The sequence below is a fragment of the Tenacibaculum aquaeponti genome, assembly GCF_052084715.1.
GTDB lineage: Bacteria > Bacteroidota > Bacteroidia > Flavobacteriales > Flavobacteriaceae > Polaribacter.
The window spans coordinates 2,249,023-2,264,913 of the sequence record NZ_CP197288.1; the positions used below are offsets into that span (position 1 = coordinate 2,249,023).

Consider the following 15,891-nt stretch of genomic DNA (forward strand, 5'->3'; position numbering starts at 1 on the left):
CTGTTCATTTTTTAGTTATTAATTGTCCATGATATAAAGTACTGAGATCCAATAGCCCCTACACCAGGTGCACTTAAATATTCTTTACCTGTTAAGTTAGCCCCACCAACTTTAATTACAGATTTAATAGAAGGAATTCTATAATTCACTTGAGCATCTAATACTGTACGTGAATCAATTACTGCATCATGGAAAGTAGATTCCCATAAATATTCATCTTGCCATCTAGCATTAATATTAAACCCGAAGTTTTCGAATAAATTATTATGTCCGAATTGGAATTTAATTTTATGCTCTGGAGTATTAAAACCAGCTTCAAAATCAGGATCCGTAGATTGATCAAAATCAAATTTTGATAATGTATAGTTTAATCCAACATTAAATCCATTAAATATTTTAGTGTTTAAACCAATTGTAGCTCCATAAGAACTAATATCAGATTCTGTATTTGTATAGGTATTAAATATTGCTAAATCTCCATTTGCTAAAGAAGCAACTGCTAATGGAATTGGAGCACCTCCTGGTCCAATCGGAGCTGTGTCAGATAAATTTACATTTCCGTATAATGGAGCTACAACATTCTCGTTAGCAATAAAATTCTCATATTCATTATAATAAACACTTAAATCTACACTTAATTTATTATCTCCTGTTGGTATAGCCGAACGATAACCTACTTCGTAAGCTGTTACTTTTTCTGGTTTAACTAAACCAACATTAGCAACTACTAAGTCAGCTACATTACCTGTTTGAGCGAATACTCCTGCTGATGTAGCAGAAAATGCATTCTCATAAGCAGCTCTACCAGTTAAAGCAATACTTGGAACACCTGTTAAAGCAGATCCGTTACCACTTAAAGCAATTGAGCGAGTAGTATAACGATCTAAATTATCTGCTGCGGAACCTACTAAAAATGCTCTACCAACATCTAAACCTATATACTGATCTTGAGTAGTTGGGTTTCTAAAACCTGTTTGAAAAGATGCTCTGAAGTTATGATTTTTTGTTTCTCCAGCTGCATAAGCGACAGAAATTCTTGGAGAGAAATTACCATCAAAATTTTGAGCTTTATCATATCTGATAGATCCAGTTAATTTTAATCTATCATCCATTAGTTTTTTCTGAATTTGTGTGTAAATACCATATTCATCATAAGTAATTGGACCATCAAAATCAGTATAAATAGTTCCTCTAGAGTTTAAAGAATACTCTCTGTAAGATCCTCCTACTTGTACCTCAGCAAAATCAATATACTCTTTTAAGTTAAGGTTTGCATCTACGTGACGGATTTGAGATCTATCTTGAAATTTAGAACCAGTAGCTAAATCAGGATCAGATATAGTTTCGTTAAATGCCTGTTGAAAAGCAGTCGTTCCTGGAACTAAAGCTCCTGTTTGAGCGGCATTTCTAGCTGCAATATGAGCTGCATCATTAGTAGCACCACCTAAAGCAGCTGTTAAATATCCTCCAACATATTCACCAAACCAAGTTTGATCATCTTTCCACTTTCTATTTAAATTAATTGCAGTAAATCTAGTATCATAAGAATCACCTGCATCTTCTGAAGTTAAATAACCTCTTACAAAGAAATATTTCCCTCTGAACTCTAATTTATGCTGCTCCATAAAGAAATTTTTGATATAGTAACGGTTAGCACCTTGATAAATCGTATTACCTCTACCATATTTAGAATTCCAAATAATTTCTAAACGATCATTACCTAAAGGTCGGAAATGTAAAGATCCTCCAAACTTCATGCTTCTTGCATCATAATCCATTAAATCTTCTTCATTATATCCAGTTCTACTTACATTAACACTAGGAATTAAAGCAGAAGCCCCTGAAGGGATTAAACCTCTAGATTCTAAAATTTGAGCTACACCTCTAATATTTGTTGAAACTTCATCACCATAAACATTCAATCCATCAAAGTTTACATCTGAATTTCTATCTCCTGCAATGTAATCACCATTAGATGTATTTCTATAATCTGTAGCAAACCATTCAGTACCTTTTAAGTACGAAAGAGTTGCTTTAGCAGCAAAATAATCACTAAAAGTATGTGCCATTCTCATACTTGCATCATAAAAAGCGTTATTTCCAGATGCTTGTTGATGAGTAAACCCTGTTTTAGCTACTACACTAATTCCAGTATCATTAAAAGGACTTTTACTAGTCATAAACATAATTCCATTAAATGCATTTGCTCCATATAATGCAGAAGATGCTCCTGGAAGTAATTCGACACTTTTTACATCTAACTCAGATAATCCTAATAAATTCCCTAAAGCAAAGTTTAATGCAGGAGATGAGTTATCCATACCATCTACTAATTGCATAAAACGTGTATTAGCAAAAGTTGCGAATCCTCTAGTATTAACCGACTTAAAAGTTAAACTGTTTGTATTAATGTCTACCCCTTTAAGGTTTTCTAAACCATCGTAGAAAGAAGGAGAAGATGTATTTTTAATTGCTCTAGAATCAAATCGCTCAACAGTCACAGGTGATTCCATAATTCTTTCAGGTGTTCTAGACGCTGAAACAACTACTTCATCTAAAGCTGTTGCATTTTCTTTTAAAGCAACTGTAATAACTTGGTTGTTTTGAGTAATTTCTACTTTTTGTGATTGGTATCCTAAAGAAGAAATCTCAATAGTAAATGGTGGTTTGTCATCTACTACTAACGTAAATTTCCCATCAAAATCGGTCGTAGTACCAACCGCTTTTCTTGAAATTTTAATATCCGCTCCTGGCAGAGGGCCACCAAGAGATGCATCATTTACCGTACCTGTAATGGTGGTTTGTGCAATCATTAATGAGCTGCTCAGCAATAAAAAGGCAGCTACTAATAATTTTTTCATCATAATGTAAATAATTTGTTAACTATATCGCAAAATACAATTTTTTTTCATTCCTAAAATATTTTGACACTTTTTATTAGTATTTAAACAATAACCAAGCTTTTTTTTTAACATTATCACATTTTACCTACTCTTATCTTTTCTTGAATTTTTTACTTGTAAATTTGCACAAACTATATAATAGCATTTGGAAACAGTTTACTCTATTTCAGATTTTACTCCTACTCAAGAAACTTATGTTACCATAGGTACTTTTGACGGAGTTCACATAGGACATCAAAAAATTATTAAAAAACTAGTTGATGAAGCTAAAAATGATGGTAAAAAATCTGTATTACTAACATTCTTCCCGCATCCAAGAATGGTGCTCCAAAAAGAAACTTCAGTTAAATTAATAAACACAATTAGAGAACGAACACAATTACTTGAAAAAACAGGATTAGATTATTTAATTATACATCCTTTTAGTAAAGAGTTCTCTAGGTTAACTGCTCTTGATTTCGTTCGAAATATTTTAGTAAATCAATTAAAAACATCGAAACTGATTATCGGGTACGATCATCATTTTGGAAAAAACAGAGAAGGAAATATCGAGCAATTAACTGAATTTTCACACAGTTACAATTTTATAGTAGAAGAAATTCCTGCTCAAGATATAGATAGTGTTGCTGTAAGTTCTACTAAAATTAGAAATGCTTTAAAAGAAGGAAATTTAAAAACAGCCAACAATTATTTAGGCAATAACTTTACTTTAGCAGGAAAAGTTGTTACTGGCAACAACTTAGGTAATAAATTAGGTTTTCCTACTGCAAATATCACTATTAAAGAAGAATATAAATTAATTCCAAAAGCTGGTGTTTATCTTGTAAAATCCGAAATTGAAAATAAAAATCTTTATGGAATGATGAATATTGGAAACAGGCCTACTGTAGATGGTAAAAACCAAACCATAGAAGTTAACTTTTTTAATTTTTCTGGAAACTTATATAATAAAACAATCGTTACAGAATTAATTTACTTTATTCGAGAAGAACAAAAATTTGATTCAATAGAAGCTTTAACCAAACAATTACAACTCGACAAAAACTTCTGTTTAAACTACATTAATAATAATCTATAAGTATAGATTGCTTAAGTCTTGTGCTTCATGTATCTTTGTCGCCTAAAAAATTCAACTTATGTTACAAGTTCAGTTTATTCGAGACAACAAAGATGTTGTATTAGAAGGTTTAGCAAAAAGAAATTTTGCTAACGCAGAAGCTATTATTAATGATGTTTTAAAATTTGATGAAACTAGAAGATCTACTCAAGTTTCTTTAGACAATGTATTAGCTGATTCTAATAAACTGTCCAAAGAAATAGGTATGCTTTTTAAATCTGGTGAAGTTCAGAAAGCAAATCTTTTAAAAGAAAAAACAAGTCAATTAAAAGAAAGTGGAAAAGAGCTTACAGAGCAATTAAATGATGTAACAACTAAACTTCAAGATTTATTATATCAAATTCCAAATGTTCCTCATGCTTCAGTTGTTGCTGGGACTTCAGAAGAAGACAATGAAGAAGTTTTTAAAGAAGGAACTATTCCTGATTTAGGAGAAAAAGCACTTCCACACTGGGAACTTGCTAAGAAATATGATATTATTGACTTTGATTTAGGTGCTAAAATTTCTGGAGCTGGTTTTCCTGTTTACAAAGGAAAAGGTGCTCGTTTACAGCGTGCTTTAATCAATTATTTTTTAGATAAAAATACAAATGCAGGTTATAATGAAGTTCAAGTTCCTCATTTAGTAAATGAAGCTTCTGGTTTTGGAACAGGTCAATTACCTGATAAAGAAGGTCAAATGTATCATGTTACGGCCGATGATTTATATTTAATACCAACTGCTGAAGTTCCTATTACAAATTTATATAGAGGTTCTTTAATTCAAGAAGCAGATTTACCAATTACCTTAACAGGTTACACTCCTTGTTTTCGTAGAGAAGCTGGAAGTTATGGTGCTCATGTACGTGGTTTAAATCGTTTACATCAATTTGATAAAGTTGAAATTGTTAGAGTTGAAAAGCCAGAAAATTCTTATGAAGCTTTAAACGGAATGGTTGAACACATAAAAGGAATTTTAAGAGAGTTAAAATTACCATACAGAATTTTAAGATTATGTGGTGGAGATACAGGTTTTACAGCTGCTTTAACTTTTGATTTTGAATTATATTCTACAGCTCAGGAAAGATGGTTAGAAATTAGTTCAGCTTCTAACTTTGAAACATTTCAAGCAAATCGTTTGAAATTACGTTATAAGAATAGTGAAGGTAAAAATCAATTGGCACATACTCTAAATGGAAGCTCTCTTGCTTTACCAAGAGTTTTAGCTGCTATTTTAGAAAACTACCAAACTCCAGAGGGAATAAAAATACCTGAAGTATTAGTGCCTTATTGTGGGTTTGAGATGATAAATTAATATGAAATAACAGTAATCAGTGCGCGCCGATGGTTACTGTGTTTATATATTAATTCGAAACAACAATGGTCATTAATTTTTTGTATCTATTTACTTCTAACAAAGCTTCAAAATATTGAGATATTTGTCCGTTCTTCATGAATTCCTTTGCTTTATTATTGGCTAAATCGTATTGCTTAGTTAAATTTTTCATTTTAGTAAATCGTTTAGTTATACACAAAGGATTAGACAAACTTCGTGCCAAAACATTACAAAGTTTCTATAAAAAACCTTTTTTTTAATGTATTTTTAACAATATTGTTGTTTATTTTTGATTGATGAAGATTCGCTTATTTTTACTTATTACACTGGTTAACAACCTGTTTTTTTATGCTCAATCGAATGATTTTGCCTTAGCTGAAAATTATTTTAGAAATAATGAATTTGAAAAAGCCACTCAAATTTATAAGGAACTTGTAAACAAAAGCCCCTTTAACACTACTTATCTAAAAAGATTAATCTCTTGTTATCAGGAAACAGATCAGTTTAAAGCCGCTACAGACTTACTAAATACAAAACTAAAACAAAAACCTAACTTTACTTTTTTAAATGTAATAATAGGATACAACTACGAACGTCAACAGCAAACAGATTTAGCCGAAAAATTTTATACAAAAGCCATTAAATCTATTTCAAAAAAATCAGGCTATGGTGGAACTATTGCTAATTTATTTAAAGGATATAACAAATTAGACTTAGCTATTGAAGCTTATACAAAAGCTTCTGAAACTAACAAAAATCTTCGTTACGAATTTCAAATAGCACAAATACATGGAGAAAAAGGAGATTTTGCTTTAATGTTTGATCAATATATTAACTTTTTAGATCATAACGAAAACTACCTTAATACTATCAAAAATTTTACAGCTAAATACATTACTAATGATAGTGAAAACGAAAACAATATTCTTTTCAAAAAAACATTACTTCGTAAATCTGCTAGTAACCCTAAAAATATTTGGAACGACTTATTAAGTTGGTTATTTATAATTCAAAAAGACTATGGAAAAGCTTTAATTCAAAATAAAGCTTTATACCAAAGAGACAATGATAAATTAATAAAAATTTATGACTTAGGAGAAATTGCTTTTCAAAATAAAGATTACGAAACAGCTAAAAAATGTTTTGATTTCACTATAGAAAAATCAAATTATGCGGAAGATAAGTTTAGTGCAATTCTCATGAATCTAAAAATAGCTGTAGCAACTAAAGCAGAAAATATTGAAACAAAATTCCAAGATGTTTTTAAAGAATTCGGTATAAACAAAAACACATTTTCAATTCAAATTGCTTATGCAGACTATTTAACTTTCGATAAAAACAATCCTGAAGAAGCTAAAAAAGTGTTAGAAAAAGCAATTACTTTCTCTGAAAACAAATATCAAAAAGCTAATGTAAAATTAAAATTGGCCGATGTATTAGTTTATCAAAATACATTTAACAAAGCTTTGATTTATTTTTCACAGGTTCAATCTCGATTTAAAAACCATGAATTAGGTCAAGAAGCTCGATTTAAAGTTGCTCAGACATCATATTTTAAAGGTGATTTTAAATGGGCTAAAGCTCAACTTAAAGTTTTAAAAGGCTCTGCTAGCCAGTTAATAGCAAACGATGCTGCAGATTTATTCTTAATTATTTCTGATAATCAGCCTAAAGATAGCTTACCGAGTGGTTTAGCATCTTATGCTAAAGCAGATTTATTAGCATATCAGAATAAAAATGATGAAGCTATTATTATATTAGATACTGTTGTCTCTGAATTTAAAGGACAGCCTATAGAAGACGAAGCTTTATTTAAAAAAGCAGAGCTATTTACCAAAAAGAAAAAGTATGATGAAGCTATTTTAACTTATGCTAAAATTTTAGAAATTGATGAAAAAGGTATTTTAGCAGATGATGTTTATTATAACATTGCTGAATTATACAACAATGAATTAAATAATCCTGAAAAAGCAAAAGAATATTACCAAAAAATAATTTTCGATTATCCTTCGAGCATATATTTAGTTGATGCTAGAAAAAAATTCAGAAAATTAAGAGGAGATACTATTTAACTGAAATTTTATTTATGTACATATACAACGTTACAATTAATATAGATGAGAGTATTCACGATGAATGGTTACATTGGATACAATCTCATATTCCAGAAGTATTAGCTACTGGAAGATTTACAAGTGCTAAAATGACACAAGTTTTAGTAGAAGAAGAAATGGGAGGAGTTACCTATTCCATTCAATATACAGCACCAACGAGAGAAGACTTAGATAACTATTATAAATACGATGCTGAAAAATTACGTTCAGATGGTATGAAAAAGTTTGCTGATAAAATGTTAGCTTTTAGAACAGAGTTAAAAGTGATTAAAGAGTTTTTTCCGAAAGTAGCTAGTAATTAATTATGTCTTTTATAATCTTTTTAAGTTTCATTAAATCTTTACTTTTTGATTTTGTTTTATACTTTCTAGGAAAAATATTATCTAATCCGGATGAATTAAGAGAATTTTTAGGCTTAACAGATCATAAAAAAGAATACTATGAAACTACATCTAAATATGTAGAAAAAATAGGAAAACTATTAATTTACATTGCTATAACAGGTTTTATTATTACTATTTCGAGTAACATAAAACTATTAGCTTTTATATAAAGATGAAATATAGAGTTATAGTATTATTATTTTACATCTTATTCTTTTCTTGTAACAAACCGAAGAAAAAAACTAAAGAAGCTACAATAAAAAAAGACACTATAACTCTTATTAAATCTTACAAAGACACTATTCCAAAAGAGTTTATTGCTACACATTTTGATTTTCCTGTAGGTAAACCTAATGCAAAAGGATATTACAATGCGCAAAAGTTTACAAAGAACTATCATTTAGGTGACGATTGGAACGCTGTAACTGGTGGAAATACAGATTTAGGAGATCCTGTTTATGCAATAGCAAACGGATTTGTAAAAGAAAGTAAAGATTACGGTGGAGGATGGGGAAATGTAATTCGAATTTTACACTTTCTTCCTGATAACAAAATAGTAGAATCTTTGTATGCACATTGTGATACTATAATTACTGTAAAAGATTCTTGGATTAAAAAAGGAACTAAAATTGGAACCATAGGAACAGCTAATGGAGCATATTATGCACATTTACATTTTGAAATAAGAGAAGATATTACCTTACCTTTGGGTCATGGATATTCTAAAGATACCAGTGGATATTTAGATCCAACAGAGTTTATTAAAAAACACAGAACAATAGAAGATGAGCGTTAGAGCTAAAAAACACTTAGGACAACACTTTTTAAATGATGAAAATATTGCTAAAAAAATAGCAGATTCATTAACCGAAAAAGGATACGATAATGTTTTAGAAATTGGTCCTGGAATGGGAGTTTTAACCAAATACTTATTGGAGAAAAAGCCGAAAATAACAGTAATGGAATTAGATTCTGAATCTGTTACGTATTTACATGAGGTTTTTCCTGTAGAGCATATTAAACTTGATACTTCAAAAGATAAGTTTTCTATTATAGAAGGTGATTTTTTAAAGCAAAATCTTTCTAAAATATTCAATGGAAAACAAGTAGCTATCATTGGAAATTTCCCGTACAATATTTCTTCACAAATTGTTTTTAAAGCCATTGAAAACAGAGAGTTTGTTCCTGAATTCTCTGGAATGTTTCAAAAAGAAGTTGCTCAACGTATTGCAGAAAAAAAAGGAAGTAAAGTTTACGGAATTTTATCTGTATTAGCACAAGCTTTTTTCGATGTTGAATACTTATTCACAGTACCACCAAATGTATTTAATCCGCCTCCAAAAGTAGATTCTGGTGTAATGCGAATGATTCGTAAAGAGAACTACACATTACCTGTAGATGAAAAACTTTTCTTCCGTGTTGTAAAAACAGCTTTTAACCAAAGAAGAAAAATGTTACGCAGTAGCTTAAAATCTATGAATCTTTCGGATACCTTAAAAGAAGACCCTATATTTGCCATGCGTCCCGAACAGTTATCGGTACAAGAGTTTATAGAATTGACGGATAAAATTGCAAGTCATGGCGATAGAAATAACGAAAGAACTTCTTGATAATGTTTCCAACTTAATTGCAAATCAAAAAGATACTGCACTTTCTGATCTTTTTAATGATGTACATCACGCTGATATCGCTGAAGTTCTAGATGAATTAGCTTTTAATGAAGCTGCTTACATTATACGTTTATTAGATAGCGAAACTACATCTGAAGTTTTAATGGATGTAGATGATGACGTTCGTGAAAAAGTATTAGAGCAGTTATCAGCAAAAGAAATTGCAGAAGAAATTGACGAATTAGACACTGATGATGCTGCAGATGTAATTGCTGAACTTCCTGAGAAACGTAAACAGGAAGTAATGAAAGAGATTGAAGATGAAGAACACGCAAAAGAAATTGTTGAGTTACTTCGTTTTGATGAAAATTCTGCAGGTGGACTTATGGCAAAAGAGCTTGTTAAAGTAAACGAAAACTGGTCTGTTTTAGGTTGCGTAACCAAAATGAGAGATCAAGCAGCAGAAGTTACTAGAGTACATTCAATTTACGTGGTTGATGATAGCGGAAAACTTAAAGGTCGTTTGTCATTGAAAGATTTACTAATGGCTTCAACGAAATCAAAAATCGCAGATATTTATATTCCTAGAGTTGACTATGTAAATGTTCACGATACAGCCGAAGATGTAGCAAATAAAATGCGTAAATACGATTTAGAAGCTATTCCTGTTGTTGATGAATTAGGAACACTTGTCGGTAGAATTACCATAGATGATATTGTTGATGTAATTAAAGAAGAAGCTGATAAAGATTATCAATTAGCTGCCGGTATTACACAAGATGTTGAAGCTGATGATACCATTTTAGAATTAACAAGAGCTCGCTTACCTTGGTTATTCTTAGGATTATTAGGAGGAATTGGAGCTTTCTTAATTATGAAAAATTTCGAACACACATTTAAAGAGAATGCGGTGTTATTCTTCTTTACCCCATTAATTGCGGCCATGGCTGGAAATGTAGGAGTTCAATCTTCTGCAATTATTGTTCAAGGTTTAGCTAACGATGATGTCAAAGGAAGCGTGAATAAACGATTAATAAAAGAGATGTTATTAGCTACGCTAAACGGAATAGCTTTAGCCATTGTTTTATTCTTGTTTGTTTATTTTTCCGATGCTGATAACGATTTAAGAATTTCTATTGCGGTATCTGTGTCATTGGTTGCTGTCATTATCGTAGCTGGTCTTATCGGTACATTTATTCCTTTATTCTTAGATAAAAGAGGAATAGATCCTGCGATAGCAACCGGACCATTTATTACCACCAGTAACGATATTTTTGGAATCTTAATTTACTTTACGATTGCTAAATTAATTTTAGGTGTATAATTTTTAAATAATTAAAATTATACTATATAAGTACAAACATTTTTTATTTAACTTCACTTCTCTTAATCAATAACAAGATTTCAATGAAAATCATAGATCTCTCTAAACCCATTAAGTATAACAAAAATGACCCTTGGTTTATGAAGGTTAAAATAAAACACAAACCTCATAGAAAAGCAAAATGGTTAATTCGTTTTTTAGGTTTACCCTTCAAATTATTTCCTAAAAATTTTATTGGTTGGGCAGATGATACTATACAAAAAATGGGAGTTCACTCTACAACTCATATAGACGCTCCTTGGCATTATTCTCCAACTATCAATGGAAAAAAATCAAAAACTGTAGATGAAATTCCTTTAGAATGGTGTTATGGTGAAGGAATTGTTATAGATATGAAACATAAAATTGATTTTGACCCTATAACTATAACAGATATAGAAACTTTCTTAGCCACTAATAACTTAGTACTTAAGCCAAACATGATTGTTCTTATTAAAACTGGTAGAGATAAATTTAATGGTACAAAAAATTTCCATAAAATAGGAACTGGCATGAGTGCAAAGGCAACAGAATGGCTCATTGATAAAGGAATTAAAGTAATGGGTATTGATTCTTGGGGTTGGGATTTACCACTACCCTATATGCTTAAAAAAGCAAAAGAGACAGGAAACTCAGAACTTTTTTGGGAAGCTCATTTGGTTGGGCAAAGTAAAGAATATTGTCATATGGAACAATTAGTAAACCTAGATTTATTACCGTACAATGGATTCAAAGTAGCTGTATTTCCTTTAAAAATTGTAGGAGCATCAGCTGCGCCAGCAAGAGTTGTTGCCATTTTTGATTAAAAAAATCTTACTTTTTAAATTCAACTTTATTTATTAATTCGTCTATTTTTTCTTTAGGTACAAGTCCTTTTAACATCATTACAGCTCCAAAGATGATCAGTAAAACCCCCATACCTTTTTTCACTTTGTAAATTACTAAAGGAGTTAATTTAGAACGTAATTGTTTTGCTAACAATATCTTTATTAAATCTAGTGCAAAATATCCGATAACAACTTTAACAAAATACCAGAAAATTAAATTAGGATCCATTCCTAAAAGCGGACCAACAATAACCATAATGGTTAACCAACCAGCTAAAACACCAATATTGATAAAGTTTAAGAAATAACCATTTAGAAAAAGTTTAAAATAATTATTACTTTTTGGAACATCAACTTCAGATTCATCGACTTCTTTTTTATTTTTTTTATCTAAAAAAGAAATCAAACCATAAACTACTAAAATTAAACCGCCTATTAAAAATAATCGTGGATCATCTTTAATTTTTTCAAGTAAATTTCTGCTCCCAAAATAAGCTATTAGAATGAATGTTACATCTCCCAATATCACACCTATATCAAAAGCAATAGCAGCTCTAAATCCTTTTAACGCACTTGTTTTTAACAACATAAAAAAAACTGGCCCGATCATTAAGGCCATAAAAGCTCCTACTCCATATGCATTACTGTAATCTAAAGACTCCATTTATAGCAATTTTTGATTTATTTTAAACATCATCAAAATCTACAGTAATTGTAGGTGTTGTTGGATGTGCTTGGCAAGTTAATATAAAACCTTCCTCTAATTCTTCGTCTGTTAAAATTTGGTTTTTTACCATTACTGCTTTCCCTTCAGTAACTTTTGCTATACAACTACTACAAACTCCACCTTGACAAGAATATGGTGCATCTATTTTTTTTCGTAAAGCTTCTGCAAGAATATCTGAATCTTGTGGCATTGTAAATGTTGTTTTTTCATCATCTAAAACAACTGTAATTTCGGTTTCACCTTCTTTTACTTGGCTAGCTGCTGCTTCGTCGATTGATGCAGTAAACAACTCAAACAAAACATTTTCTTTAGCAAAACCATTTTCAACAAGAGTTTCTGAAGCAATATTAATCATTTCTTCAGGTCCGCATAAGAAAGCTTTATCAAAAGAAAGATCCTTATAAATATTCTTCACAAAATAATTCACATGAGACTTATCAATTCTTCCAAAAACAGCATCTTCTACATTTTCTCTACTGAATACATAACTCAAATTAAATCGCTCAGCATATTGTACTTTTAATTCGGCTAGCTCTTTATAAAAAATAGTATCTGCGATAGTTTTATTTCCATAAACTAAAGTAAATGTTGAAGAAGTATTAGATTCTAAAACAGACTTTACCATCGATAATACTGGAGTAATTCCACTACCTGCAGCAAAACCAATATAATTTTTATTATTTTCTGGTTCTAAAACAAACTTTCCTTCTGGTTTAGAAACATCTAAAAGATCTCCAGCGTTTAATTTTTCATTTGCAAAAACAGAAAAAACTCCATTTTCTACAGCTTTTACCGCAACCTTAACTTCACCACTTTTTGGCGATGAACATAAAGAATAAGCTCTTCTTACTTCTTTTCCATTAATTGTTGTTTTTAATGTAATATACTGACCAGCAACAAAATTAAATTCATTAGTTAACTCAGAAGTAATATCGAAAACTAGAGAAACTGCAGATGAAGTTTCTCGTATAACATCTTTTATTTTGATTGGATAAAATTGACTCATCTCTAAAAAATTTGAAGACAAAAATACTAAAGAAAAGAGGAATGGGAAGTATAAATCAACTTCAAAAATAAATACATAAGATTTTTATGTATAAGAATTTTATGTATATTTGTATACCTAAGTTTTTTAGGTATGCTGTAAAAATTCTTAATATGGGAAATCAAAAATTGTATAAAGGTTCTTTACAAACCATCATTTTAAAGCTTTTAGCCGAACAAGACAAAATGTATGGATATGAAATCACTCAAAAAGTAAAAGAACTAACAAAAGGAGAATTAAAGATTACAGAAGGAGCCTTGTATCCGGCATTACATAAATTAGAAGCCGAAGGTTTACTTGATGTAGAAGTCGCTAAAGTGGGAAATCGCTTGAGAAAGTATTATAAACTGACTGAAACAGGAACTACAGAAACTGTAAATCGGCTACAACAGATGCAAGAATTTTTAAACACAATGCAACATTTGGTGAATCCTAAATTAGGTTTAGAATAACTATGAAATTAGATGAAAAACATATTGAAAAAATAAATGATTTTTTAGAAGCAATTGGTGTCGAGTCTCTTGATACTAGATTAGAAATGGTTGATCATATAGCTTCTGAAATTGAAAATAGTATTGATGATGTAGATACTTTTTTTAAAGATGATGGGTTTCAAACACCTTTTTTAAAATATATGTTGAGTCGAAAGAATGATATTCTAAAAAGATATAACAATCAAGTAAAACAATTAAATTGGTATTACTTAAAAAAGTTATGTAAAGAGCTATTTAGTTTATTACTGAAACCTAAGTTTTTATTTACAATTACTCTTTTAATTTTAGTATTGATTAATTTTGGATCTGTATATTTTAAAGAATTATCTATTCTATTTTTTACAACAGTAATTGCTTTATATGCTTACACTGCTATTAAAATTCAGTTTTTCCTGAAACGTTTTAAAGAATTAAGATTTATTAAGTTTTACTCTAGAATAATTTCTCTTTTTTCATTGTTAATTCTAATTTTTCCAAGTTATATAGACGTTTACATTGAAGGAAACTATTCTGAGTTCATAATGTATCAGTCTTTGTTTACTTTAATTATTACTGCTTTAATACATTTCAATTTCCACAAGAAAAGTGAAATGATTAAAAACAAATACAACTTTTTAACTCAATAGCTATGGAAATTACAAATAAAGAAGTTACTTACATAGACAATCTATTGAAGAAAAATGGTATTAAATATTGGGATGTTAGAATTGAATTATTAGATCATGTAGTTTCTGAATTAGAAAACACAACTAATGATGTAAATTTTAAAACTGCTGTTTGGGATATTTTTAAAAAATTAGGTTGGAAAGAAAATTTTAATGGTAGTTCTTTTGAAAATGTAATTAAACAATACCATAACTCTGCTTCAAAGAAAATTAGAAGGAATTTTTCTAAATTTAGAAAAAAAGAATTATCAAACCCCTTGGTAATTGGTGTTTTTTTCTTTGTATTATTTTCACTCTATGAAATAGCTCATTATAAATCAATTTTAAAATATAGTTTGATTTTTATTATGCTAGCATATATAATTCCTTTAGGATACTTTCTTTCAAAAAAAGTATATTATAAATCGTTACAATTAGGTCATGCAGCATCATTAACTTTTTTCGGATTAACTTTATTGAACACTTTCATTCATATACCCAAAGTGCTTTTCGATTTCAATATTTTCGATTATCCTGTGGTGATCTCTTTAATTTTTACTTTTACACTGTTGTACTCTTACATTGGTTTTAAATTTTTCTTTATAGAATTTACTAAAACAAATAATATTTATAAAAAATTGAAAACACTATGAAATTAACAGAAGCACAAATACAAGACTTATATACATTTACAAGAAAACATTATGTTGAATATTATGATGTTCAAACCGAATTGGTAGATCATTTAGCAAATGATATCGAAGCTATTTGGGAAGAAAATCCAGAGTTATCTTTTGAAAAAGCTAGAGATACTTCTTTTAAAAAATTTGGTATTTATGGATTTATGAATGTAGTTGAAGAAAAGCAACGACAATTAAATAAAAAGTATATCGCTACTATTTTTAAATTTATTAAAGAATGGTTTCAATTACCAAAATTAATAATTACTGTTTTTTTAGTTTGGTGTTTTTTCGAAATTCAAAGATTTAATCAATCGTATAACATTTATACTGTACTTTATTTTGCGATCATTCTTTTTGAAATTGTAAAGATGTATACTTCAAGAAAAAAGGTGAAATTAAAAAACACAACAACTGGTAAAAAATGGATGTTAGAAGATATAATTTTAGTTCAAGGACTTGGTAGTTTTGTTTTAATCTTATTCTACACTTTTGATTTATTTATGCCTTCTAGTAAAAACTTTTTAGAATTAAGTATTTATGGAAGATTTTTCACTGCTTTTTTAATGGTGATCTCATTGTTAATTGGATACATTACAACATATACTATTCCTAGTAAAATAGAAGAATTACTAGAAGAACAATATCCAGAATATAAGTTAGTATAGT

Annotated in this window: 17 protein-coding genes; 13 read left to right on the forward strand and 4 right to left on the reverse strand. The window is 29.4% G+C overall.

The window, feature by feature from the left end; translation table 11 throughout:
* Window positions 1-11 precede the first annotated feature (11 nt).
* Window positions 12-2,864 carry a TonB-dependent receptor gene (locus ACSIGC_RS10060; RefSeq protein ID WP_442264694.1) on the reverse strand — a complete coding sequence of 951 codons (2,853 nt, stop codon included), beginning with the start codon at window positions 2,862-2,864 and terminating at the stop codon, window positions 12-14.
* 184 nt (window positions 2,865-3,048) lie between these two features.
* Between ACSIGC_RS10060 and ACSIGC_RS10065 the strand changes: the two genes are divergently transcribed.
* On the forward strand, window positions 3,049-3,981 hold the full coding sequence (locus tag ACSIGC_RS10065; protein WP_442264695.1) for a bifunctional riboflavin kinase/FAD synthetase: 933 nt from the start codon (window positions 3,049-3,051) through the stop codon (window positions 3,979-3,981).
* Window positions 3,982-4,039: 58 nt separating this feature from the next.
* The gene (gene serS / locus ACSIGC_RS10070; protein ID WP_442264696.1) at window positions 4,040-5,314 is read left to right on the forward strand and encodes a serine--tRNA ligase; all 1,275 of its coding nucleotides are present in this window, start codon (window positions 4,040-4,042) and stop codon (window positions 5,312-5,314) included.
* Window positions 5,315-5,363: 49 nt separating this feature from the next.
* Here serS and ACSIGC_RS10075 read toward each other — a convergent pair whose 3' ends face one another.
* Window positions 5,364-5,507, reverse strand: coding sequence for a hypothetical protein (locus tag ACSIGC_RS10075; RefSeq protein WP_173862337.1), 144 nt, complete (start codon window positions 5,505-5,507; stop codon window positions 5,364-5,366).
* 124 nt (window positions 5,508-5,631) lie between these two features.
* Here ACSIGC_RS10075 and ACSIGC_RS10080 point away from each other — a divergent pair, with 124 nt between their 5' ends.
* The 7 genes from ACSIGC_RS10080 to ACSIGC_RS10110 all read left to right on the forward strand — a co-directional run bounded on the left by ACSIGC_RS10080 (window position 5,632) and on the right by ACSIGC_RS10110 (window position 11,611).
* Window positions 5,632-7,407 (forward strand): tetratricopeptide repeat protein, encoded by a 1,776-nt coding sequence (locus ACSIGC_RS10080; protein WP_442264697.1) that lies wholly within the window; start codon window positions 5,632-5,634, stop codon window positions 7,405-7,407.
* 14 nt (window positions 7,408-7,421) lie between these two features.
* Window positions 7,422-7,751 carry a DUF4286 family protein gene (locus ACSIGC_RS10085; protein ID WP_299676232.1) on the forward strand — a complete coding sequence of 110 codons (330 nt, stop codon included), beginning with the start codon at window positions 7,422-7,424 and terminating at the stop codon, window positions 7,749-7,751.
* 2 nt (window positions 7,752-7,753) lie between these two features.
* The gene (locus ACSIGC_RS10090; RefSeq protein WP_442264698.1) at window positions 7,754-8,002 is read left to right on the forward strand and encodes a hypothetical protein; all 249 of its coding nucleotides are present in this window, start codon (window positions 7,754-7,756) and stop codon (window positions 8,000-8,002) included.
* Window positions 8,003-8,004: 2 nt separating this feature from the next.
* On the forward strand, window positions 8,005-8,628 hold the full coding sequence (locus ACSIGC_RS10095) for a M23 family metallopeptidase (protein WP_442264699.1): 624 nt from the start codon (window positions 8,005-8,007) through the stop codon (window positions 8,626-8,628).
* Window positions 8,618-9,442: a 16S rRNA (adenine(1518)-N(6)/adenine(1519)-N(6))-dimethyltransferase RsmA gene (gene rsmA, locus ACSIGC_RS10100; protein ID WP_442264700.1), complete on the forward strand. Its 825-nt coding sequence runs from the start codon at window positions 8,618-8,620 to the stop codon at window positions 9,440-9,442. Before ACSIGC_RS10095 ends, rsmA begins: the two co-directional genes overlap by 11 nt.
* On the forward strand, window positions 9,411-10,766 hold the full coding sequence (gene mgtE / locus ACSIGC_RS10105) for a magnesium transporter (protein WP_442264701.1): 1,356 nt from the start codon (window positions 9,411-9,413) through the stop codon (window positions 10,764-10,766). The genes rsmA and mgtE overlap by 32 nt, the downstream gene beginning before the upstream one ends.
* An 83-nt stretch (window positions 10,767-10,849) precedes the next feature.
* The gene (locus ACSIGC_RS10110) at window positions 10,850-11,611 is read left to right on the forward strand and encodes a cyclase family protein (protein WP_442264702.1); all 762 of its coding nucleotides are present in this window, start codon (window positions 10,850-10,852) and stop codon (window positions 11,609-11,611) included.
* 7 nt (window positions 11,612-11,618) lie between these two features.
* Here the strand turns inward: ACSIGC_RS10110 and ACSIGC_RS10115 are convergent, their stop codons facing one another.
* Both ACSIGC_RS10115 and ACSIGC_RS10120 read right to left on the reverse strand, forming a co-directional pair.
* Window positions 11,619-12,296 carry a LysE family translocator gene (locus tag ACSIGC_RS10115; RefSeq protein ID WP_442264703.1) on the reverse strand — a complete coding sequence of 226 codons (678 nt, stop codon included), beginning with the start codon at window positions 12,294-12,296 and terminating at the stop codon, window positions 11,619-11,621.
* Between the two features lie 22 nt (window positions 12,297-12,318).
* A complete protein-coding gene (locus ACSIGC_RS10120) occupies window positions 12,319-13,365 on the reverse strand; it encodes a 2Fe-2S iron-sulfur cluster-binding protein (protein WP_442264704.1) in 1,047 nt (348 codons plus the stop codon).
* Window positions 13,366-13,517: 152 nt separating this feature from the next.
* On the opposite strand from ACSIGC_RS10120, the gene ACSIGC_RS10125 reads away from it, so the two are divergent.
* The 4 genes from ACSIGC_RS10125 to ACSIGC_RS10140 are packed head-to-tail and all read left to right on the forward strand — an operon-like array spanning window position 13,518 to window position 15,890.
* Window positions 13,518-13,856: a PadR family transcriptional regulator gene (locus ACSIGC_RS10125; protein WP_442264705.1), complete on the forward strand. Its 339-nt coding sequence runs from the start codon at window positions 13,518-13,520 to the stop codon at window positions 13,854-13,856.
* A 2-nt stretch (window positions 13,857-13,858) separates the two neighbouring features.
* Window positions 13,859-14,524, forward strand: coding sequence for a hypothetical protein (locus tag ACSIGC_RS10130; RefSeq protein WP_442264706.1), 666 nt, complete (start codon window positions 13,859-13,861; stop codon window positions 14,522-14,524).
* A 2-nt stretch (window positions 14,525-14,526) separates the two neighbouring features.
* Window positions 14,527-15,195 (forward strand): hypothetical protein, encoded by a 669-nt coding sequence (locus tag ACSIGC_RS10135; RefSeq protein WP_442264707.1) that lies wholly within the window; start codon window positions 14,527-14,529, stop codon window positions 15,193-15,195.
* The gene (locus ACSIGC_RS10140) at window positions 15,192-15,890 is read left to right on the forward strand and encodes a hypothetical protein (protein WP_442264708.1); all 699 of its coding nucleotides are present in this window, start codon (window positions 15,192-15,194) and stop codon (window positions 15,888-15,890) included. Before ACSIGC_RS10135 ends, ACSIGC_RS10140 begins: the two co-directional genes overlap by 4 nt.
* Window position 15,891 lies beyond the last annotated feature (1 nt).